Here is a 20,179-nt window from a genome sequence, read left to right as displayed (position 1 = left end):
AGCTGAATGACTGCTGACTCCTTCCCGGGGTCCGGGGCCGGCGGCGCCGGCGTTTGCACGCCGCCGCCGGTTGCGGCCCCGGAACCCGGGAAGGAGTCAGCAGTCATTCAGCTTTCCTGTCGGGTCTCCGGGCCGGGCGGCCCGGAGACGCCCGGCCTGTCAGGCCGACTTCTCGCCGCGCTCGCTGCGCGCGCGCCGCGTCGGCTGCCGGGCGACGATCGTCGGGTTCACGTTCTCCCGGACGGTCTGCTCGGTGATCACGACCTTCGCCACGTCGTCGCGGCTCGGGATGTCGTACATCACCGGCTGGAGCACTTCTTCCATGATCGCACGCAGCCCGCGGGCCCCGGTCCCGCGCAGGACCGCCTGGTCGGCGATGGCCTCGAGCGCGGTCTTGGTGAACTCGAGCTCGACGTTGTCCATCTCGAAGAGCTTCTTGTACTGCTTCACCAGGGCGTTGCGCGGCTGGGTGAGGATGTTGACCAGCGAGTCCTTGTCCAGGTGGTTCACCGTCGCCACGACCGGGAGGCGGCCGATGAACTCCGGGATCAGCCCGAACTTGATCAGGTCCTCCGGCATCGTGTCGGAGAAGACGTCGCTCTCCTCGATCTCGGACTTCGTGCGGATCTCCGCGCCGAAGCCGAGGCCGCGCTTGCCGACCCGCTCGTTGATGATCTTCTCCAGCCCGGCGAACGCGCCGGCCACGATGAACAGCACGTTCGTCGTGTCGATCTGGATGAACTCCTGGTGCGGGTGCTTGCGGCCGCCCTGCGGCGGGACCGAGGCGGTGGTGCCCTCGAGGATCTTCAGCAGCGCCTGCTGGACGCCCTCGCCGGAGACGTCCCGGGTGATCGAGGGGTTCTCGCTCTTGCGGGCGATCTTGTCGACCTCGTCGATGTAGATGATCCCGGTCTCGGCCCGCTTGACGTCGTAGTCCGCCGCCTGGATGAGCTTGAGCAGGATGTTTTCGACGTCCTCGCCGACGTAGCCCGCTTCGGTCAGCGCCGTGGCGTCCGCGATGGCGAATGGCACGTTCAGCAGCTTCGCGAGCGTCTGCGCCAGGTAGGTCTTGCCGCACCCGGTGGGACCGAGCATCAGGATGTTCGACTTGGCGAGCTCGACCGACTCTTCCTTGGAGTCCTTCGGCCCGGCCTTGTCGTCCGCCTGGATGCGCTTGTAGTGGTTGTAGACCGCTACCGCGAGCGTCCGCTTGGCGTCTTCCTGGCCGATGATGTACTGCTCGAGGAACTCGTGGATGTCGGCGGGCTTGGGCAGCTCGTCGAGCTTGACGTCGCCGGCCTCGGCCAGCTCCTCCTCGATGATCTCATTGCAGAGGTCGATGCACTCATCGCAGATGTAGACCCCGGGGCCGGCAATGAGCTTCTTCACCTGCTTCTGGCTCTTCCCGCAGAAAGAACACTTCAGCAGGTCTCCGCCGTCACCGATCCGTGCCATGGCCGTTGACCTCGTCCCCTCCGGCGCGGGTTTCCGCGCCTGACGTGTGTTGCGACGGTGCGACCCCCCGGCGCGGTGACCGGGTGCGAGCCTCACGCATTGCCACTGACGGTACCCGTCCGATGCCGCGAGCGGGAACACCCACGAGCTCCGGGAGCACGTCAGAGGACGACCCTAAACCAGGATGCCGGTGTGTGTCGTCTTCTCGGCACACACCGGCCTGGCGGATCTACAGAGCCGACGCCTTACGGTACGGCAGGACCTCGTCGATGATGCCGTACGCCTTGGCCTCTTCGGCCGTCAGGATCTTGTCGCGCTCGATGTCGGTCCGGATCTGGTCCGGGTCCTTGTTCGTGTGCTTGGCCAGGATGACCTCCATCTGGCGCCGCACCCGCTGGATCTCGTTGGCCTGGATCTCCAGGTCGGAGACCTGGCCGTAGGTGCCCTCGGTGGCCGGCTGGTGGATCAGCACGCGGGAGTTCGGCAGCGCGTAGCGCTTGCCGGGCGTGCCGGCCGACAGCAGCACGGCGGCGGCCGAGGCGGCCTGGCCGAGGCAGTACGTCTGGATGTCCGGGCGGACGAACTGCATCGTGTCGTAGATCGCCATCAGCGAGGTGAACGAGCCACCCGGCGAGTTGATGTAGACCAGGATGTCGCGGTCCGGGTCCTCGTGCTCGAGGTGGAGCAGCTGGGCCATCACGTCGTTGGCCGACGCGTCGTCGACCTGCACGCCGAGGAAGATGACCCGCTCTTCGTACAGCTTGTTGTACGGGTTCGACTCCTTGACGCCGTAGCTGGTCCGCTCCACGTACGACGGCAGGATGTACCGCGACTGGGGGATGCTCGGGCCCTGGAAGTCACCCGGGAGCCTGAAATTGCTCATCGAAAGTCTCCTTGGTGCTTCGGGCTCAGCGGGAGCCCGGACGGGCGATGTCGGCGGTGAGGACGTGGTCCACGAAGCCGTAGTCCTTCGCCTCCTGGGCGGTGAACCAGCGGTCGCGGTCGCCGTCCTTGATGATCTGCTCGACCGTCTGCCCGGTCTGGTCCGCGGTGATCCGGGCCAGCTCCTGCTTCCACTTGTTGAACAGGTCCGCCTGGATCGCGATGTCCGACGCCGTGCCGCCGACCCCGGCCGAGGGCTGGTGCATCAGGATGCGGGCGTGCGGGAGCGCGTAGCGCTTGCCCGGGGTGCCCGAGGAGAGCAGGAACTGCCCCATCGAGGCCGCCATGCCCATCGCGTAGGTCGCGACGTCCGGGCGGATCAGCTGCATGGTGTCGTAGATGGCGAACCCGGCGGTGACCGAGCCACCCGGCGAGTTGATGTAGAAGCGGATGTCGGACTCGGCGTCGTCGGCGTCGAGCAGCAACAGCTGCGCGGTGATCCGGTTGGCGACCTCGTCGTTGACCTCGGAACCGAGGACGACGATGCGCTCCTGGAGCAACCGCTCGAACACCGAGTCGGTGAGGTTGAGCCCTGCGGTGCCGGTCCGCGCCTCGGGCGTGTGCTGCGTCACGTCTGCCTGCCTTTTCGCCGGCGGTGGCCCGGTGCTGACGGCCACCGCTGTCGTTTCAGATGCTTGAGATCTTGTATCCGACCCTAACGAACTCGGGCGGTGCAGAATGCCTGACACCGCCCAAGTTCGCTCACAGCTTCACTCCGCCGGAGTCTTCGCCGTTTCGTCGGTGACCTGCGTCTCCTCGGCTGCCGGCTCGTCGCTGCCGAACAGCTCCGAGAGGTCGACCTCGGTGCCGGAGCCGTCGGTGACGGCCGCCTTGCGGACCACCGAGGCGAGGGCCTTGCCGCGGCGCACGTCGGCGTAGATCGCGGTCAGCTGGCCGGACTGCTGGGCGCGCTGGACGTACTCGTCCGGGCTGATCCCGAAGCGCTGGGCCTGGTAGATGATCCGCTCGGTGAGCTCGCCGTCGTTGACCGAGACCTCTTCCTTGTCGGCGATGGTGTCCAGCAGCAGCTGCGTGCGGACGGCCTTCTCCGACTCGGTGCGGGTCTCCGCGTCGAACTCCTCCAGCGTGCGGCCCTCGGCCTCGAGGGCCTTCGCGAACTGGGCCTCGTCGTGGTCGAACGGGTGGATCGCGTCGTGCTTGCGGTTCTCGATCTCGGCGTCGAGGACCTTCTCCGGGATCGGCACCTCGGTGCGCTCGAGGAGCTCGTCGAGCACCTTGTCGCGGGCCTGGACGCCCTGCTGCATCTTCTTGACGCGGCCGAGCCGCTCGCGCAGGTCGTTCTTGAGCTCTTCGATCGTGTCGAACTCGCTGGCCATCTGGGCGAACTCGTCGTCGGCCTCGGGCAGCTCGCGGGTCTTGACCGACTGGACGGTCACGGTCACCTCGGCGTCCTTGCCGGCGTGCTCACCGGCGACGAGCTGGGTGGTGAACGTCTTGGTCTCGCCGGCGTTCGCGCCGACGATCGCCTCGTCGATGCCGTCGACGAGCTGGCCGGAGCCGATCTCGTAGGACAGCCCGCTGGTGCTGGCCTCCTCGACGGCCTCGCCGTCGACGGTGGCGGACAGGTCGATCGAGACGAAGTCGCCGTTCTCGGCCGGGCGCTCGACGCCGGTCAGCGTGCCGAAGCGGGCGCGCAGCTCGTCGAGCTGCTCGTCGACCTCCGCGTCGGTCAGCTCGACGTCGTCGACGGTGATCGCGAAGCCGTCCAGGTCGGGCAGCTCGATCTCCGGGCGCACGTCGACCTCGGCGGTGAACTCGAGCACGTCGCGGTCCTCGAGCTTGGTCACGTCGAACTCGGGGTTGCCGAGCGTGCGGACCTCGTTGGCGCGGACGGCCTCGATGTACTTGGCCGGGATGGCCTCGTTGACGACCTCGTCGAGCACCGGGCCGCGCCCGATCCGGCTTTCCAGGACGCGAGCGGGCGCCTTGCCGGGCCGGAAGCCCGGGATGCGCACCTGCTGGGCGATCTTGCGGTAGGCGCGGTCGAAGTTCGGCTTGAGCTCGTCGAACGGCACCTCGACATTGATCTTGACTCGCGTCGGGCTGAGCTGCTCGACGGTGCTCTTCAAGGTCTTCTCCTCGAGCGGTAACGATTGTGGTGGACAATCCTGCGGAAATGGCCCCGGTCAAGTACAGGCCGGGACGTCCGAGTCTAGGCCAGTGGCCTTCGCCACCGGGCCGGGGGCCACCTGCGAGGTCAGGCGCCCAGCATCCGGCCGATCACCCAGCGCATCCGGCCGCTCGCCTGCGCCACCGAGCCACCGGGCTGCACGAGGTGGGAGAGCAGCAGCCGGACCATCGCCTCGACCGCGACCGTCCACTCCGAGAGGGTCAGCCCGGTCTCCGGGTAGGAGCGCGCGAGCAGGGCCACCACCGTGCCGACCGAGCGTTCGAGGACGCCCTCGGGCCGGGTGGTCAGCAGCGGGAGGAAGTCGTCGCCGCCGCCCTTCGGGCAGCCGAGCGCGATCACGATGAGCGGGTTGACCCGGGCGGCTTCGAGGGTCTGGCGGAAGGCGGCGGTGACGCCGTCGACGGGGGCGCCCGGGTGGGCGGCGACGACCTCGGTCACGCGCTCGGCGAAGCGCTCGGTTTCCCGTAGTACCAACGCCTCCGCCAGTTCGGCCTTGGAGCCGAGTTCGTTGTAGACGGTCTGCCTGCTGACGCCGACCTGCGCGGCCAGCTTGCCCATCGTCACCGCGGCCCAGCCGTCGCCGGCGATCACGTCGGCGGCCGCGTCCAGCAACCGGTCGCGGGTGCGCGCGGGGGCGGGGTGGGTGACGGCCTTCACAAGGGCAGCTTACCCAGCGCTTGCGTTCGGCTGGCCCAGACCTTTTTTCGAAGCGTGGCGCGACGTTTACAAACCCCCGCGGGTTGTCTACGGTGACTCCCGCCTCGCCAGGAGCTTCTCGACCGAGGAGACCGCTCGATGCCCGTCGTCGATACCCCGCCGCGTGGCTCCCGGACGCCCGGAACCCCGGCGGTGGCGGCCCCGCGTTCGGTGCCCTCGCCCCGCATCCCGCTGCCCCGCCTCTCGGTGCCGACGCTCCTGTTGTTCGCCGGCGGCGCCGCGCTGTGGGCCACCGCGACCTGGCTGCTGCTGGCCGGGATCGCGCCGCCGGTGTACACCGTGCCGCTGCACGCGATCGTCACCTTCACGATGTTCACGGTGGTGCACGAATCCGCCCACCACGCCGCAGGAAAGCTGACATGGGTCAACGAGGTGCTCGGCCGGCTGGCGATGCCGTTCGTCGCGGCGTACGCGTCGTTCCCGCTGCTCCGGTTCATCCACAGTGAACACCACCGCAACACGAACGCGGACTCCCACACGGATCCCGACGCGTGGACGTCGCAGGGAGCCTGGTGGTCGCTGCCGTTCCGCTGGCTCACCATCGACTTCTGGTACGCCCGCTTCTACACCGCCCGCGCGCGCACCCGGCCGGCCGCGGAACGGGCCGAGACGATCGTGCTGCTGTCGCTGGCGTTCGTCGCCGCCGCGACGCTGATCGCCTGCGGCCACGGCCGCGAGCTGCTGCTCGGGTACCTGCTGCCGCAGCGGATCGGGCTGGCCGTGCTGGCGTGGTGGTTCGACTGGCTGCCCCACCACGGCCTGCCCGAGGCGCAGCCGCGCGACAAGTTCGGCACCACGCGGGTGCGGGTGGGGCTGGAGTGGCTGATGACGCCGATGATGCTGTTCCAGAACTACCATCTCGTGCACCACCTGCACCCGGCCGTGCCGTTCTACCGCTACCTGCGGGCGTGGCGGGACAACCGGGACGCCTACCTCGCCCGCGACGTCCCGATCATCACCGCGTGGGGCCGTGAGCTGACCCCGGCGGAGTACCGCGCGTGGCGGCGGCTGGCCGACGACCTCGGCGACGACCTCGGCGACGACGAGCCCGGCCCCGAGCCGCCGCCGCTGGGTCCGAGCCGGTTCCACCGGCTGCGGGTGCGCGAGGTCCGGCCGCTGACCGCGGACGCCGTCGCGATCACCTTCGACGTCCCGCCGCCCCTGGCCCCGGAGTTCCGGTTCTCGCCGGGCCAGCACGTCGCGGTCCGCGCGGTGGTCGACGGCCAGGCCGTGCGGCGGACGTACTCGATCTGCGCGCGGGCGGACTCGGGCGAGCTGCGGATCGCGGTGAAACGACGTCCCGGCGGGGCGTTCTCCGGCTTCGCGACCACGACGCTGGCCGCGGGCGACTTCCTGGACGTCCTGCCGCCTTCGGGCGCGTTCACGCTCACCCCGGACCCGGCGCGGACCGCGCACTACGTGGCACTGGCCGCGGGCAGCGGCATCACGCCGGTGCTGTCCATCCTGGTCAGCACGCTCGCCGCGGAGCCGCACAGCCGGGCGACGCTGCTGTACGTCAACACCTCGGGCGCGACGACGTTGTTCGCGGCGGAGCTGAGCGCGCTCGCCGAGGGCTTCGGCGGGCGGCTGCACGTCGTCCACTACCGCACCGACGAGCGCGACCCCGACCTGCACGCGCACCGGCCGCGGCACTTCGACACGATCGGCGAGGCCCTCGCCATTTCGCACGAGCGCTACCAGCGCGGCCGGCTCGACGGGACGCGCCTGCGCGCGCTGCTGCAGAACCGGCTGCACCCGGCGAAGGTCGACGAGTGGTTCCTCTGTGGCCCGCGCGGCCTGATGGACCTGGCCCGCCGCACCCTGGCCGACGCGGACGTCCCGGAGGAGAACGTCCACTTCGAACTGTTCCGCGGCGCGGCACCCCTGCGCGACCCGGCGGGCACGCCGGCGAGGGTGTCGGTGACGCTGGGCGGCACGACGACGTGCGTCACGGCCGAAGCCGGGGAGACGGTCCTGGACGCGGCCTTGCGGGCCGGGTACGAGGTGCCGTACTCGTGCACGGGCGGGGCGTGCGGCACCTGCCGGGCGACGCTGCGGCACGGCCAGGTGGACATGGACGTCCGGTACGCGCTGACGGAGGACGACGTGGCGGCCGGCCGGATCCTGACCTGCCGCTCCCGCGCGACGACCCCGGAGGTCGCGGTCGACTACGACCGCCGCTGACCTCCGGGACCGCCTCCGGATCAGCCGGTCCGGGTGGGGGCACCCGAAGGCGGGGTGCCCTGACCCTGCGGTCCGGACTCGCCGTCCGTCACCGAAGTCGCCGTCGCCGTGCTGCCGGACTCCGTGGCCACCACGGTGACCGTGTCGCCGGTCGCCAGGCCGGTCGCCTGCGCCGAGGTGATCGTGTACGTCTTCGAGAAGCCGTCGTCGCTCTTGGCGGTCAGGGACGTCGCGCTCAGCTCCGTCACCTCGCCCGTCTGCATGATCTTGGTGACGTAGCCGCCGTTGCCGTCGGAGGCCACGTACTCGCCGTGCAACGCCCCGCCCAGTCCGCCACCCGGCATGCCGCCGGGGCCACCCGTCATGCCGCCCGGCCCGGCTTGGGTGTCGGTGGCTGCGGACGACGAGGCGGCCCAGACCGCCGCTCCCCCGCCGGCCACGATCACCGCCGCGACGGCGCCCGCCGCGATCTTCTTGCCCGGCGACCAGGCCCGCTTCGGGGCGGGTGCGGGCGTCGCGCCCCACGTCTGGTCCGGAGTGGACGGTGCCTGCGGTGTGGTCATGGTGCTGCTCCTCAACGTGGTGGTTCGGTGGGATCCACGGTGGGGCCGCTCGCTGTGCACCGACTGTGCTTGCCGTCAGCCGTTCCTGTGACGAGCAATCGGACATCCGGCAACGGGCCGGTCACCGCACAGCCGCTTCACAGGCAGCGCACAACCCGCACACACGGCGCGGACCGACATTGGAGCCATGGCCGCGCGAACCGACCCGCCAGCTCCCCGCCGGGGGCGGCTCTCGCTGCGCGCGAAACTGACCGGCTCGATGGTCGTGCTGCTCACCGTGGTGTGCCTGATCGTCGGCGTGGTCAGCGAATTCGCGCTCGACCTCTTCCTCACCCGCCAGATCGACCAGCAGCTCTCGGCCGCGGCGAACCGCTCGCTGGTGTTCGCGAGCAACGTCCGGCCGCAGGACGGCGGTCCGCCGCCGCAGTACCAGGGCCAGCACCCGCTGGGGCAGAACGTCGGCACGGTGAGCGGCACCTTCGACGGGCCGGAGCTCGTCCACGACGACAGCATCACCGAACACGGCGGCCGGCTGCAGCTGACCGCGGACCAGCAGGCCCTGATGCGGTCGGTGCCCGCCGACGGCAAGCCGCACACGCTGTCCTTCGACGACCTCGGCGAGTACCGCCTGATGGCGCTGCCCGTCCCCGGGACGTCCGAGGTCGTGGTGACCGGCCTGCCGATGAAGCCGGTCAACGACACGCTGCTCACCGTCGGGCTGATCCTCTTCGGCGTGGCCGCCGCCGGCGTGCTCGGCGCGGCCTTCCTCGGCGCCTTCGCCGTCCGCCGCACGCTGCGCCCGCTCGACCGCGTCGCGGCCACCGCCGGCCGGGTCACCGAACTGCCGCTCGACCGCGGCCAGGTGGCGCTGTCCATCCGCGTCCCGGAAGGCGACACCGACCCGCGCACCGAGGTCGGCCAGGTCGGCTCGGCGCTGAACCTGATGCTCGGCCACGTCGCCCAGGCCCTCGAAGCGCGGCACGACAGCGAAATCCGCGTCCGGCAGTTCGTCGCGGACGCCAGCCACGAGCTGCGCACGCCGCTGGCGGCGATCCGCGGGTACGCCGAGCTGGCCGCCCGCGGCAGCGCGCTGGTGCCACCGGACGTCGCGCACTCGATGGGCCGGATCCAGTCCGAGGCCGTCCGGATGACGGCGCTGGTCGAGGACCTGCTGCTGCTCGCCCGGCTCGACGCGGGCCGGCCCCTCGACGTCCGGGACGTCGACCTCACCCGGCTGGTCGCCGACGCCGTCGGCGACGCCCAGGTCGCCGGGCGGCAGCACCGGTGGCTGCTGGAGCTGCCGCCGGACCCGGTGCTCGTGTTCGGCGACGTCCAGCGCCTGCACCAGGTGCTGGCGAACCTGCTGGCCAACGCCCGCACGCACACCCCGCCGGGCACCACGGTGGTGACATCGCTGGCCCGCTCGGCCGACGGAAGCGCCGTCCTCACGGTGACCGACGACGGCCCCGGCATCGCGCCGGACCTGCTGCCGGACGTCTTCGAGCGGTTCGCCCGCGGCGACTCGTCCCGTTCCCGGAACGCGGGCAGCACCGGCCTCGGGATGGCCATCGCGTCCGCCGTCGTCGTCGCCCACCACGGCTCGATCGAGGTGCACAGCCGACCCGGGCGGACGGAGTTCGCGGTGCGGCTCCCCGTGGCCGTCCCCGCACAGCGCGTGCACAGCATCGGCACAACCCGGCCCCAGCTGGAGACCGGAAGCTGACTTCATGACCGTTCTCGAGTCACGCGAAACCGTCGTGGCCCCTTCAGCGCCCTCCCGCCGCACCTGGCACCGGCCCGCGTTGGCCGTCCTCCTGCTCGGCACCGCCGTGCTCTACCTGTGGGGCCTGGGCGCGTCCGGCTGGGCCAACGCCTTCTACTCCGCGGCGGCGCAGGCGGGCTCGCAGAGCTGGAAGGCGCTGTTCTTCGGCTCCAGCGACGCGGCCAACGCGATCACGGTGGACAAGACCCCGGCCGCGCTGTGGGTGATGGGCCTGTCGGCGCGGCTGTTCGGCGTCAACGCGTGGAGCATCCTGGTGCCGCAGGCGCTGATGGGCGTGGGCTCGGTCTGGCTGCTGTACGCGACGGTCGGCCGCACGTCCGGCCCGGCGGCCGGGCTGGTCGCGGGCCTGGTGCTGGCCCTGACGCCGGCCGCGGCGCTGATGTTCCGGTTCAACAACCCGGACGCTCTGCTCGTGCTGCTGCTGGTGGCGGGCGCGTACTGCGTGGTGCGCGCCTGCGAGAAGGCGAGCCCGCGCTGGCTCGCGCTGGCCGGGGTCGCGGTCGGCTTCGGCTTCCTGGCGAAGATGCTGCAGGCGTTCCTGGTGCTGCCCGCGTTCGCCGTCGCCTACCTCGTCGCCGCCCCGGTGCCGCTCGGCAGGCGGCTGCTGCACCTGCTCGGCGCGCTCGTCTCGGTGCTGGTGGCGGCGGGCTGGTACCTGGTGGTCGTGGCCCTCTGGCCGGCGGCGTCGCGGCCGTACATCGGTGGCTCGCAGACGAACTCCCTGTGGGAGCTGGCGTTCGGCTACAACGGTTTCGGCCGCATCACGGGCGACGAGGTGGGCAGCGTCGGCGGCGGCGCAGGCCGAGGCTGGGGGTCGACGGGCCTGACTCGCCTGTTCGGCAGCGAGATGGCGGGCGGCATCGCCTGGCTCCTGCCGGCGGCACTGCTGGCGCTGGGCGCCGGGCTCTGGTTCACCCGCCGGGCCCCGCGCACGGACCCGTCCCGGGCGGCCCTGCTGCTGTGGGGCGGCTGGCTGCTGGTGACGGCGCTGGTGTTCAGCTACATGAGCGGAATCATCCACCCGTACTACACGGTGGCCCTGGCCCCGCCGGTGGCCGCACTGGTCGGCACGGCGGCGGTCCAGCTGTGGCGCCTGCGCGCCCACCCGGTGGCCTCGGGATTTCTCAGCGGCGGCGTGGCGGTGACGGCGCTGACGGCGTACCTGCTGCTGGATTCGTCGTGGCTGGCGCCGACGGTGCTGGTGGGCGGCCTCCTGGCGGCGGTGGCCCTGTTCTTCGCCACCCACCTGACCCGCGGAGCGGCCACGATCGTGGCGGCGTTCGCGCTGGTGGTGACGTTGTCCGGCACGGGCGCGTACACCCTGGCGACGGCGGCGACGACCCACAGCGGCGCAATCCCGTCGGCCGGGCCGTCGTCGGGCTTCGCTGGCCGCGGCCCAGGCGGAGGCCGCGGCGGTTTCGGCGGCGGCCCGGGTGCCCTGCTGTCGACAACCCTGCCGGGCGCTTCCCTGACGACGTTGCTCCAGAAGGACGCTTCGCGGTACACCTGGACGGCGGCGACGGTCCTGTCGAACGCGGCCGCGGGCTACCAGCTGGCGAGCGGAGCCCCGGTGCTCGCGGTGGGCGGCTTCAACGGAACGGACCCGTACCCGACGCTGGCCCAGTTCCAGCAGTACGTGGCGAACGGGCAGATCCACTACTTCCTGGGCGAGGGCATGACGATGCAGGGTTCGAGCGGCTCGGACGCGGCCCAGCAGATCGCCGAGTGGGTCGCCGCACACTACGAAGCCTCCACTGTGGACGGCGTAACGGTCTACGACCTGACGACGACCGTCTGAGACACGACCAAAGCAGGGTGTGACGCCGGCCCGGGCCCGGGCAACCTGGTCAAGGACCGGCTCACTCCGGCACACTGGTGGTGCCCAGGCGAACAGGAGTTCCTGCTGATGACCAAGCCCTCCGTACGGCTGGCTGAATCGGCAGACTTGGAATCGTTCGCCACCGCCCTCCGTGACCGCGCTTTCTTCGACGATCGCTTCGAACGACAGCGGAAAGAGCACGGCATGCTCCTCCTGGGCCGGTTGGACACCCGGCCCGCCGGAGTCGTCTACGTCTGGCTGAAGGAGGCGGAGGAAAAGCCCATCCGCGACAACCTCCCCAAGGTTCCCCTCATCATGAACCTGGAAGTCCGGGAAGACCTGCGTGGGCAGGGCGTCGGCACAGCCCTGATCCGCGACGCCGAGCGTCGCCTCCTCGCGAAAGGCCACTACCGGGTAGCGCTCGCGGTGCGCACGGACAACCACGCCGCCGCCCGCCTGTACGACAAGCTCGAATATCGCGACTGGGGCCACGGTAAGGTCATCTGCTTGGCGCGGACGACCTCACCGGACGGCACGGTCGTGACCGAGAAGGAAGTGTGTCACGTACTGGTCAGGGACCTGGTGCCGACGACACCCGGGCCGCGGACCGAGGCAGCCCCGGATCGCCGCTTCGTACCCGAGCTGAGCCGGACGTCGACCCCGGCCTGAGCCTCCAGCGGGATACCCAGCGCTTCGACGGCGTGCTCGACGCCCGAACCGCCGTGGTGGTCGCGACGGAGGTCGGTGACCAGCTGCCGCCAGCGCACGCAGTCCCGTTGCCAGGCGTGGAGGTACCGCACGCACAGCTCCGGGGTGATCAGCTCACTCCGGCCGATCGCCGCGCGGAGAGAGTCGACCATCCGCGCCTGTTGACCCCGCTCGATCGGCGACGCCTGCACCAGCTTGATCGTGTCCCGGATGATCCGGCGCCGGTCGTTGAGAAATTCCCGCCAGTACGCTTTGGTCGCCTGCGCCAGCCCGAGGTGGGTGTCGAACAGGCCGAACACGCCTTCGGCCAGGGTGTCGCCCAATTCCTCGCCCCGGGCACGGCGGGGGTCGCGGTAGGGGTCGTAGTCCTTCTGGATCGCCGTGCCGGTGGTCGCGGACGGCCGCAGCTTCATGCCGTCCATCAGGAAGAACCAGTCTTCGTTGTAGATGTTCGGGAAGAACGAGCTGAACGCCGCTTCGCCGACCGCGAGCGCGCCGCCGCCGATGAAGGTGTCCTGCTTCTGTCCCGCGTCCCGGATCGCGTGGCACACGACGGAGTTGTCCGGCATGCCCTTGTTGGCCAGGCCGACCACCGGGTACTCGTCGAGCAGGCCGGCTGCGACGCCGAGGTCCGCCGGGTGCGGCAGCGCGATGTCGTCGTCGAGGAAGAGGATCCGCTTCCAGCCGGCGAGCACCGCGATGAGCAGCCCCAGGTTGCGCTTGTAGCTCGTGTCGGTCTGCCGCCGGAACCGGGTGAAGCGCAGGATCTCGTCCGTGGCGAACGTGGGCACGAGGCCGGGGTTGAGCAGGTCGGTGTCGATCGCGAGGGCGCGGACACCGGCACTCTTGGCCTCCAGGGCCGCAGCCGATGCCGTGGACCGCAGGCTGCACAGCAGGAGCAGGAAGACTCCGCGTTCCTTGGCCACGGCGATGGCCTGCCGCAGATAAGCGGCCGGGCGGCCGGTGGGCACGATGATCGCGTCCATCGCCGCACCGGAGACGTCCAGGGTGTCGAAGTGCGCCAGGAGGTCCTGGTGCGACTCGTGCTGCCGCGCGTTCACTCGGCAGCCTCGGGCCACTCGTGCAACCGGTTCTCCTCGAGGGTCCAGTCGGGGGTCAGCCCCTGTCCCCCGACGACAGGCACGCGGCTGATGATGCTGAAGGATTCCACATCGCCGAACCGGTCTTGCACGTACGCGGTGTTACGGTCGCGAAAACGCGCGTCCGTGAGCGCGCGAACAGCTCCGAGCGTGCCACGACCGTACATACCATTGCATACGGTCACAGTCCTCTTTCGGTTGAACGGACTTTCGCCGCGGTAGAAGTGGGCGACGTCCTCCAGGAGGTGTTCCCGCCGGTCGAGCTTGGGTTCGAACAATTTCGGACGCCCGTCCTGCTGGACCCGGAACCCGCCGTGTTCGGCGTCGTCCACCCGGCCGACCTGCTCCACCGGCAGGTCCACGCGCTCGATCACGTCCCGGGTCACCGAGTTCCAGTCCACGCCGCCGAGCAGCACCAGGTGGCTCGTGTAGTCGTCGGCCGCCAACTCCTCGCTGGTGCAGAACTTGACGTTGTTGTCCGGGTTGCGCGAGCGGATGTGCCCGAACAGCTCGATCAGCGCGTCCGGGTCGGCGTAGGTGTACAGCGAGACGAAGTCGGCGCTCTCCGGGTCTGCATAGGACAGGTGCCGCCGGTACTTCTCCGGCAGCGGTGCGCACACGATCGTGATGTTCTGGTCTTGCTCGAACGTCCAGATGTCGGCCACCGGGGCCGGCGGCGCGACGAGCGGCCGGCCTTCGCGCAGCTGCAGCAACTCGGCCAGGAGCCGGCTGCGCTGCGCCCGCTCCTCGTCCGTCAGTTGTCCGATGGGGAGGACGCGCAGCGTGCCGCTGTCCAGCGACCGCCGGGTCGCGAACAGCGTCGCGTAGGCGTCGAGCCGCCTGGTCGGCGGCGTGACCGGCTTTTCGGTGTTCTCCCACGACGAGATGAGGGAGATGCTGAGGGACTTGTTCCCGCCGAGCGCCTTGGCGAGCTGGGCCTGGGTGATCCCGGCGTCGGGCCACTGGGTCTCGCGCAGCGCGCGCAGGCGGTGAGCGAGCGCGGACCACTGTGGCTGGGCTGGGGACACGACTCGGGCCGCCCTTCAGGAAATTTCAGTACTCCCGATGAGGGCGCCAATACTACTCCCCGTCACTAGTGGCTTGGTCGGCGCCCCGCCGAACCTGGGACTGAAACGTTACGCTCAGCGGAACTTCCCCGCACCGAACAGATAACACCGATTCATCTCAGTTGATCCCGGGTACTTCACGCCTTACAGTCTCCTTGACTGAACTTCAGTTTCGACCTGAAGGCAGGAGCAGGCCATGAGTACTCCAGCGCAACACGTCCCCCTCCACCGGGCCATGGTGGCGGTCGACATCGAAGGCTCGACGACGCGGACCAACCCCGCCAGGGCCCGGCTCCGCACCGTCCTGTTCGAGCTGCTGGACGAGGCCTTCCTGGCCGGCGGGATCACCAAGAAGTTCCGCGACGGCTTCGTCGACCGGGGCGACGGCGCGCTGTGCCTGGTCCGGCCGGTCGACCAGGCACCGAAGCCGGTCCTGCTCACCATCGTCGTCCCGACCCTGGCCGAACTGCTGGACAAGCACGCCGAAAGCCATCCCGAGCTCGCCTTCCGGCTCCGGGTCGCCGTGCACGCCGGCGAGGTGCACTACGACAGCCGCGGTCCGTACGGCGAGGACGTCGACATCGCCTGCCGCTTCGTCGACGCGAAGGAACTCCGGCGGCAGCTGAGTATCACGGCCGCCCCGCTCGTGCTCGTCATATCACCGGAGATGCACCGCTCGGTCGTCCGGCACGGCTACCCGGGGATCGACCACACCACGTACTTGCAGACGGTGCCGATCAAAGTCGGCACCCAGCGGCTCCGCGGGTGGCTTCACACCCCCGAAGCCGCCCGGCGCCCGGAGGACATGACCGCGTAGCACGAAACGAGGTGGGGACCGTGGAACCGACGGGCTTCTGGGCCGAGCTGGCCCCGGCCGATCGCCGCGAGGTGGCGGAATCCGCCACGCGGCGCTCCCACCGGCGCGGGCAGGCCGTGTGCCGGGAAGGCGACCTCTCCAGTGTCGTGCTGGTGCTGCTGTCCGGGCACGTGCGGATCGTCCACGGCACGCCCGACGGGCGGGACGTCGTCGTCGGGGTGCGCGGGGCCGGGGACGTCATCGGCGAACTCGCCGCGATCGACGAACTGCCGCGCTCGGCGACCGTCGAGGCGCTGGACGACCTCGAAGTGCTCGAAATCCCCGGCGACCGGTTCGCCGCGCTGTGCCGCACGCGGCCGCGGATCTCCTGGGCGCTGCTGCTCGTGCTCTCGGCCCGTCTCCGGTCCGTCGCCCGGCAGTGGCTGGACGTCGGCGGCGGGGCCGCGGCGCGCCGGGTGGCGGCGCAGCTCATGCAACTGGCCGTCCAGCACGGCGTGCCGCTCGGGGACGACGTCCGGATCGTCGTCCCCGCCACCCAGGCGGAGCTGGCGATGACCGCGGCGATGTCCCGCGAATCCTGGGCGCGCGCGACGCGCGACCTGCGGCGCCAAGGGGTGATCAGCACCGGCAGAAGACAGGTGACGATCCACCGCATGGCCGAACTTCGACGACTGGCGAGCTGAATCCCGCGCTCTGTGTCAGCTGACACACAGGACTCGGCGAGCCGGAGGTTTCCTGGATCCACGGGCAGAGGAGGGCTTTCATGGACCCCTACACCACCCCACCGCGCCGCAGCCGCTGGCGCCGTGGGGTCTACGCGGCCGGTCTCGTCATCCCCTTCACCGCGTCCCAGGTGTGGGCGCTGCTGGTGCTGCTGCGGCTCGCCCCGCTCGACGGGCTGGTGGGGCAGGCCTTCGTCCTCGTCCTGCTCGGCTCCGCCGTCGCCATCTGGGCCGGCTGGCGGTGGACCTGGCAGCTGGGCCGCGACCGCGACGTCAAACCCGAGCCCGCCCCCAAGACCCGGATCCCGACATGACGTCCGGGCCGGTCATCGTCGCCGCCCTCGTGCTGGCCGCCGGTGCCGGACGTCTCCTGCGCCACCTCGGCGGCTCCCTCGGCCGCCGTTCCACCGAAAGGAGCACGGAAATGACCCGCTCGACTCCGACCTTCCCACTGCGGATCTACCACTGGCGGTGGGAAATCCTGGCCGTGACACTGCTCCCCTACGCCGTGGTGAGCTTCGCGCTGTGGGCCGGCCCGCTGTGGGCGTCGGCGGTCCTCGCCACCGCGCTCGGCGTGGCGGTGCTGCGCCGCCGCCAGGTGCAGGCCCGGATCCACGCGATCCGCCTGCAGCACCGGCTCCGGGCGGTGTTCCCCCACCTGCGCCTCCCCGGCGGCCGCCTCCCGGCCATCCTGTGGAGCCGTCCCCGCGGCGGCGACATCGTGGTGTCCCTCTACGGGCGCGAGGCGTTCGAGCACCTGCACCGCCACCGCACGGTCCTCGCGGCGGCGTGCGCGGTGCCCGAGGTGTACGTCGACCGCCACCCGAGGTACGCGAGCCTGGTGACGCTGACGATCAGCCCGACGGCCCCGCGGCGCGAGCCGAGCCGTGCTTCGCTGCCGAGCAACGTGGTGCCGCTGCGGGCGCACAGCTGAGCTCGCCGGTGCCCGGCCGCCGAGCCGGGCACCGCACAGGAACCGCACAGAGAGAACACACGATCACCAAAGCGGCGGCCGCGATCGTGAGGGCATGACAGCCACCGCCCCCGCATCGCGGCCCGGGACCGGCCCGGTCGACCTGGCCGGCCCGCAGCCCGTTCTCGACGTCGTCATCCCGGTCTACAACGAAGAGACCGACCTCGAACCGTGCATCCGGCGGCTGCACGCGCACCTGGCCGAGCACGTCTCCTACCCGTACCGGATCACCGTCGCCGACAACGCGAGCACCGACGCGACGCTGCAGGTGGCCGAACGACTGGCCCGGGAGTTCCCGGAGGTGGCCGTCCACCACCTCGACGAGAAGGGCCGCGGCCGCGCGCTCAACGCCGTCTGGCAGGCCTCCGACGCCGCCGTGCTCGCCTACATGGACGTCGACCTCTCCACCGATCTCGCCGCGCTCGGGCCGCTCGTCGCGCCGTTGCTGTCCGGGCACTCCGATCTCGCCATCGGCAGCAGGCTCGCCCGGGGGGCGCGAGTGGTGCGCGGGCCGAAGCGCGAGTTCATTTCCCGGTGCTACAACCTGATCCTCCGCTCGACGCTCGCCGCGAAGTTCAGCGACGCGCAGTGCGGTTTCAAGGCCATCCGCGCCGACGTCGCCCGCGAGCTGCTGCCGCACGTCGTGGACACCGGCTGGTTCTTCGACACCGAGCTGCTCGTTCTGGCCCAGCGCGCCGGGCTGCGGATCCACGAGGTGCCCGTCGACTGGGTCGACGATCCGGATTCGTCGGTCAACATCGTGCGCACCGCCACCGAAGACCTCAAGGGCATCGCCCGTGTCACCAAGGCCACCTCCACCGGCGAGATCCCGGTCAGCCGGCTGCGCGAGCAGCTCGGACGGCAGCCGATCGGCGTCGACGCGCCGGGCGTGCCGCCGCGGCTGGTGACGCAGCTGGTGCGGTTCGCCGCCATCGGCGTCAGCAGCACGCTCGCCTACCTCGTGCTGTTCCTGCTGCTGCGCACGGTCGTCGGCGCGCAGGCGGCGAACTTCACCTCGCTGCTGGTGACGGCGATCGGGAACACCGCGCTGAACCGGCGGCTCACGTTCGGCATCCGCGGCCGGGCCGGTGCCGGGCGCCACCAGTTCGAAGGGCTGCTCGTCTTCGGCCTCGGGCTCGCGCTCACCAGCGGATCGCTCGCTCTGCTCAACGGATCCACCACCCCCGGCCTGGTGCTGGAGATCACCGTGCTGGTGCTGGCGAACCTCGCCGCCACGGTGCTCCGGTTCCTGCTCCTGCGCGGCTGGGTGTTCCACCCGCGCCGCCAGGCCACCACCCAGAAGGAGTACTGATGACCGCCGTCCTGCCCGCCCCGGTTTCCGAACCCCGGCACCGCAAGGAGTCCGCCGCGCACGCACCACCGCGCTGGGTCCGCCCGGCGGTGTTCGGGCTGCTGGCCGCGACCGCGGTGCTGTACTTCTGGAACCTCACCGCGTCCGGCTACGGCAACTCGTTCTACGCCGCCGCCGTCCAGTCCGGCACGCAGAGCTGGAAGGCGTGGCTGTTCGGCTCGCTGGACTCGGGGAACGTCCTGACCGTCGACAAGCCGCCCGCGGCCCTCTGGGTCGGCACGGCGTTCGCCCGGATCTTCGGGTTCTCGAGTTTCACAGTGCTGGCCCCGCAGGCGCTGATGGGTGTCGCGTCCGTCGGGATCCTGTACCTGACGGTGAAACGGACGTCCGGCCCGGTCGCCGGGCTCATGGCCGGGGCGATGCTGGCGGTGACACCGGTCGCGGCGCTGATGTTCCGCTTCAACAACCCGGACGCGCTGCTGGTGCTGCTGATGGTGGCGGGCGCCTACTTCGTCGTGCGCGCCGCGGAAAAGGCGAGCCCCCGGTGGCTGGCGCTGGCCGGTGTCGCGCTCGGGTTCGGCTTCCTGACGAAGATGATGCAGGCGTTCCTGGTGCTGCCGGCGTTCGGGCTGGCGTACCTGCTCGCGGCGCCGACGTCGCTGGGCAAGAGGCTGCTGCACCTCGGCGGCGCGGTCGTCGCGCTGGTCGTGTCGGCGGGCTGGTACATCGCGCTGGTGGACCTGTGGCCGGCGGCGTCGCGGCCGTACATCGGCGGGTCCGAAGGGGACAGTCTGCTCGAACTGGCGTTGGGCTACAACGGTTTGGGCCGCATCTTCGGCGGCGAAGGCAACGGCGGCGGCATGGGTGGCGGCGGCATGGGCGGCAACACCGGGTTCGGCGGGTCGACGGGCCCGTTCCGGATGTTCGGCGCCAGCTTCGGCACGGAGATCTCCTGGCTGCTGCCGGCCGCGCTGATCGGCCTGGTGGCCGGGCTGTGGTTCACGCGGCGCGCGCCGCGGACGGACCGGACCCGGGCGGCGCTGGTGCTGTGGGGCGGCTGGCTGGTCGTCACGGCGGCGGTGTTCAGCTTCATGAGCGGCACCGTGCACCCGTACTACGCGGTGGCGCTGGCCCCGGCGATCGCCGCGCTGGTCGCGATTTCGGGCAGTGCTCTGTGGCGGGGCCGGGCGCACCTGGCACCGCGGGCGGCGCTGGCCGGGATGGTCGTGGCGACGGCGGTGTGGTCGTTCATCCTGCTGGACCGGACGCCGGAGTGGTTCCCGGCGCTGCGCTGGATCATCGCGGTGCTCGGGGTGCTGGTGGGCACGGTGCTGGTGATGGGCGTGCCGGGCGCTCGCCGCACGGCCGCGGTGATCGCGGCGGCGGTGGTCCTGACGATCGGCGTGTCGTCGGCGGCGTACGGCGTCGAGACGGCTTCGGTGGCGCACAGCGGATCGATCCCGACTTCGGGCCCGACGTCGAGTTCGATGGGCGGCTTCGGCGGCGGGTTCGACGAGTCGTCGAGCGCGATCGGGACGTTGCTGGCGCAGACGACGACGAAGTGGGCGGCGGCGACCACGGGTTCGCAGAGCGCGGCCTCCCTGGAGCTGGCCAGCGGCAAGGCGGTGATCGGCATCGGCGGCTGGAGCGGCTCGGACCCGGCCCCCACGCTGGACGAGTTCAAGGCGTACGTCGCGGCGGGCGAAGTCAAGTACTACATCGAGGGCGGCCGCGGAGGTGGCCCGGGCGGCGGCTCGTCGGAAATCACGGAGTGGGTGACGGCGAACTTCACCGCCACGACGGTGGACGGCCAGACGGTGTACGACCTGCAGAGCTGAGCATCGTGCGAAGGGGCCGCTCACGGC

18 protein-coding genes are annotated in these 20,179 nt (G+C 70.9%); 10 read left to right on the top strand and 8 right to left on the bottom strand.

The genetic code is table 11. The annotated features are described in order from the left end of the window. Positions 1–159 precede the first annotated feature (159 nt). The 5 genes from clpX to ACWEVN_RS34230 all read right to left on the bottom strand — a co-directional run bounded on the left by clpX (position 160) and on the right by ACWEVN_RS34230 (position 5,206). A complete protein-coding gene (gene clpX, locus ACWEVN_RS34250; RefSeq protein ID WP_004562779.1) occupies positions 160–1,455 on the bottom strand; it encodes an ATP-dependent Clp protease ATP-binding subunit ClpX in 1,296 nt (431 codons plus the stop codon). A gap of 229 nt (positions 1,456–1,684) precedes the next feature. Beyond that, complete coding sequence (locus ACWEVN_RS34245; RefSeq protein ID WP_091316263.1) at positions 1,685–2,338, bottom strand: ATP-dependent Clp protease proteolytic subunit; 654 nt, start codon at positions 2,336–2,338, stop codon at positions 1,685–1,687. 25 nt (positions 2,339–2,363) lie between these two features. Continuing rightward, entirely contained in the window at positions 2,364–2,969 is a 606-nt protein-coding gene (locus ACWEVN_RS34240; protein ID WP_091320319.1) for a ClpP family protease, read from the bottom strand. A gap of 138 nt (positions 2,970–3,107) precedes the next feature. Further along, positions 3,108–4,487, bottom strand: coding sequence for a trigger factor (gene tig, locus ACWEVN_RS34235; protein WP_452054031.1), 1,380 nt, complete (start codon positions 4,485–4,487; stop codon positions 3,108–3,110). A 128-nt stretch (positions 4,488–4,615) separates the two neighbouring features. Then, on the bottom strand, positions 4,616–5,206 hold the full coding sequence (locus ACWEVN_RS34230; RefSeq protein WP_452054030.1) for a TetR family transcriptional regulator: 591 nt from the start codon (positions 5,204–5,206) through the stop codon (positions 4,616–4,618). A gap of 138 nt (positions 5,207–5,344) precedes the next feature. On the opposite strand from ACWEVN_RS34230, the gene ACWEVN_RS34225 reads away from it, so the two are divergent. Beyond that, a complete protein-coding gene (locus ACWEVN_RS34225; RefSeq protein ID WP_452054029.1) occupies positions 5,345–7,450 on the top strand; it encodes a fatty acid desaturase in 2,106 nt (701 codons plus the stop codon). A gap of 20 nt (positions 7,451–7,470) precedes the next feature. Here ACWEVN_RS34225 and ACWEVN_RS34220 read toward each other — a convergent pair whose 3' ends face one another. Then, positions 7,471–8,013 (bottom strand): hypothetical protein, encoded by a 543-nt coding sequence (locus ACWEVN_RS34220; protein ID WP_452054028.1) that lies wholly within the window; start codon positions 8,011–8,013, stop codon positions 7,471–7,473. 187 nt (positions 8,014–8,200) lie between these two features. Between ACWEVN_RS34220 and ACWEVN_RS34215 the strand changes: the two genes are divergently transcribed. From ACWEVN_RS34215 to ACWEVN_RS34205, 3 genes are all read left to right on the top strand, one after another. Continuing rightward, a complete protein-coding gene (locus tag ACWEVN_RS34215; protein WP_449683255.1) occupies positions 8,201–9,736 on the top strand; it encodes a sensor histidine kinase in 1,536 nt (511 codons plus the stop codon). Between the two features lie 4 nt (positions 9,737–9,740). Continuing rightward, entirely contained in the window at positions 9,741–11,594 is a 1,854-nt protein-coding gene (locus ACWEVN_RS34210) for an ArnT family glycosyltransferase (RefSeq protein ID WP_452054027.1), read from the top strand. 108 nt (positions 11,595–11,702) lie between these two features. Further along, positions 11,703–12,284 (top strand): GNAT family N-acetyltransferase, encoded by a 582-nt coding sequence (locus ACWEVN_RS34205; RefSeq protein ID WP_452054026.1) that lies wholly within the window; start codon positions 11,703–11,705, stop codon positions 12,282–12,284. On the opposite strand, the gene ACWEVN_RS34200 is transcribed toward ACWEVN_RS34205, so the two are convergent. Both ACWEVN_RS34200 and ACWEVN_RS34195 read right to left on the bottom strand, forming a co-directional pair. After that, the gene (locus ACWEVN_RS34200) at positions 12,176–13,384 is read right to left on the bottom strand and encodes a hypothetical protein (protein ID WP_452054025.1); all 1,209 of its coding nucleotides are present in this window, start codon (positions 13,382–13,384) and stop codon (positions 12,176–12,178) included. The genes ACWEVN_RS34205 and ACWEVN_RS34200 overlap by 109 nt on opposite strands. Further along, positions 13,381–14,451: a helix-turn-helix domain-containing protein gene (locus ACWEVN_RS34195; protein WP_452054024.1), complete on the bottom strand. Its 1,071-nt coding sequence runs from the start codon at positions 14,449–14,451 to the stop codon at positions 13,381–13,383. Before ACWEVN_RS34195 ends, ACWEVN_RS34200 begins: the two co-directional genes overlap by 4 nt. A 235-nt stretch (positions 14,452–14,686) precedes the next feature. Here ACWEVN_RS34195 and ACWEVN_RS34190 point away from each other — a divergent pair, with 235 nt between their 5' ends. The 6 genes from ACWEVN_RS34190 (at position 14,687) to ACWEVN_RS34165 (ending at position 20,152) form a co-directional block, all read left to right on the top strand. Then, positions 14,687–15,307 carry a hypothetical protein gene (locus ACWEVN_RS34190; protein WP_452054023.1) on the top strand — a complete coding sequence of 207 codons (621 nt, stop codon included), beginning with the start codon at positions 14,687–14,689 and terminating at the stop codon, positions 15,305–15,307. 20 nt (positions 15,308–15,327) lie between these two features. Next, positions 15,328–15,990: a Crp/Fnr family transcriptional regulator gene (locus ACWEVN_RS34185; protein ID WP_452054022.1), complete on the top strand. Its 663-nt coding sequence runs from the start codon at positions 15,328–15,330 to the stop codon at positions 15,988–15,990. 80 nt (positions 15,991–16,070) lie between these two features. Beyond that, positions 16,071–16,343 (top strand): hypothetical protein, encoded by a 273-nt coding sequence (locus ACWEVN_RS34180; RefSeq protein WP_449676387.1) that lies wholly within the window; start codon positions 16,071–16,073, stop codon positions 16,341–16,343. Continuing rightward, positions 16,340–16,963 (top strand): hypothetical protein, encoded by a 624-nt coding sequence (locus ACWEVN_RS34175; protein WP_449683266.1) that lies wholly within the window; start codon positions 16,340–16,342, stop codon positions 16,961–16,963. The genes ACWEVN_RS34180 and ACWEVN_RS34175 overlap by 4 nt, the downstream gene beginning before the upstream one ends. A gap of 94 nt (positions 16,964–17,057) precedes the next feature. Next, a complete protein-coding gene (locus ACWEVN_RS34170; protein ID WP_452054021.1) occupies positions 17,058–18,314 on the top strand; it encodes a glycosyltransferase in 1,257 nt (418 codons plus the stop codon). Next, positions 18,314–20,152, top strand: coding sequence for an ArnT family glycosyltransferase (locus ACWEVN_RS34165; protein WP_452054020.1), 1,839 nt, complete (start codon positions 18,314–18,316; stop codon positions 20,150–20,152). The genes ACWEVN_RS34170 and ACWEVN_RS34165 overlap by 1 nt, the downstream gene beginning before the upstream one ends. Positions 20,153–20,179: the final 27 nt, after the last annotated feature.

This window comes from Amycolatopsis sp. NPDC003861 (assembly GCF_053605405.1).
The sequence above is the reverse complement of the archived record's forward strand: the minus strand, read 5'-3'. Positions and strand labels throughout refer to the sequence as shown.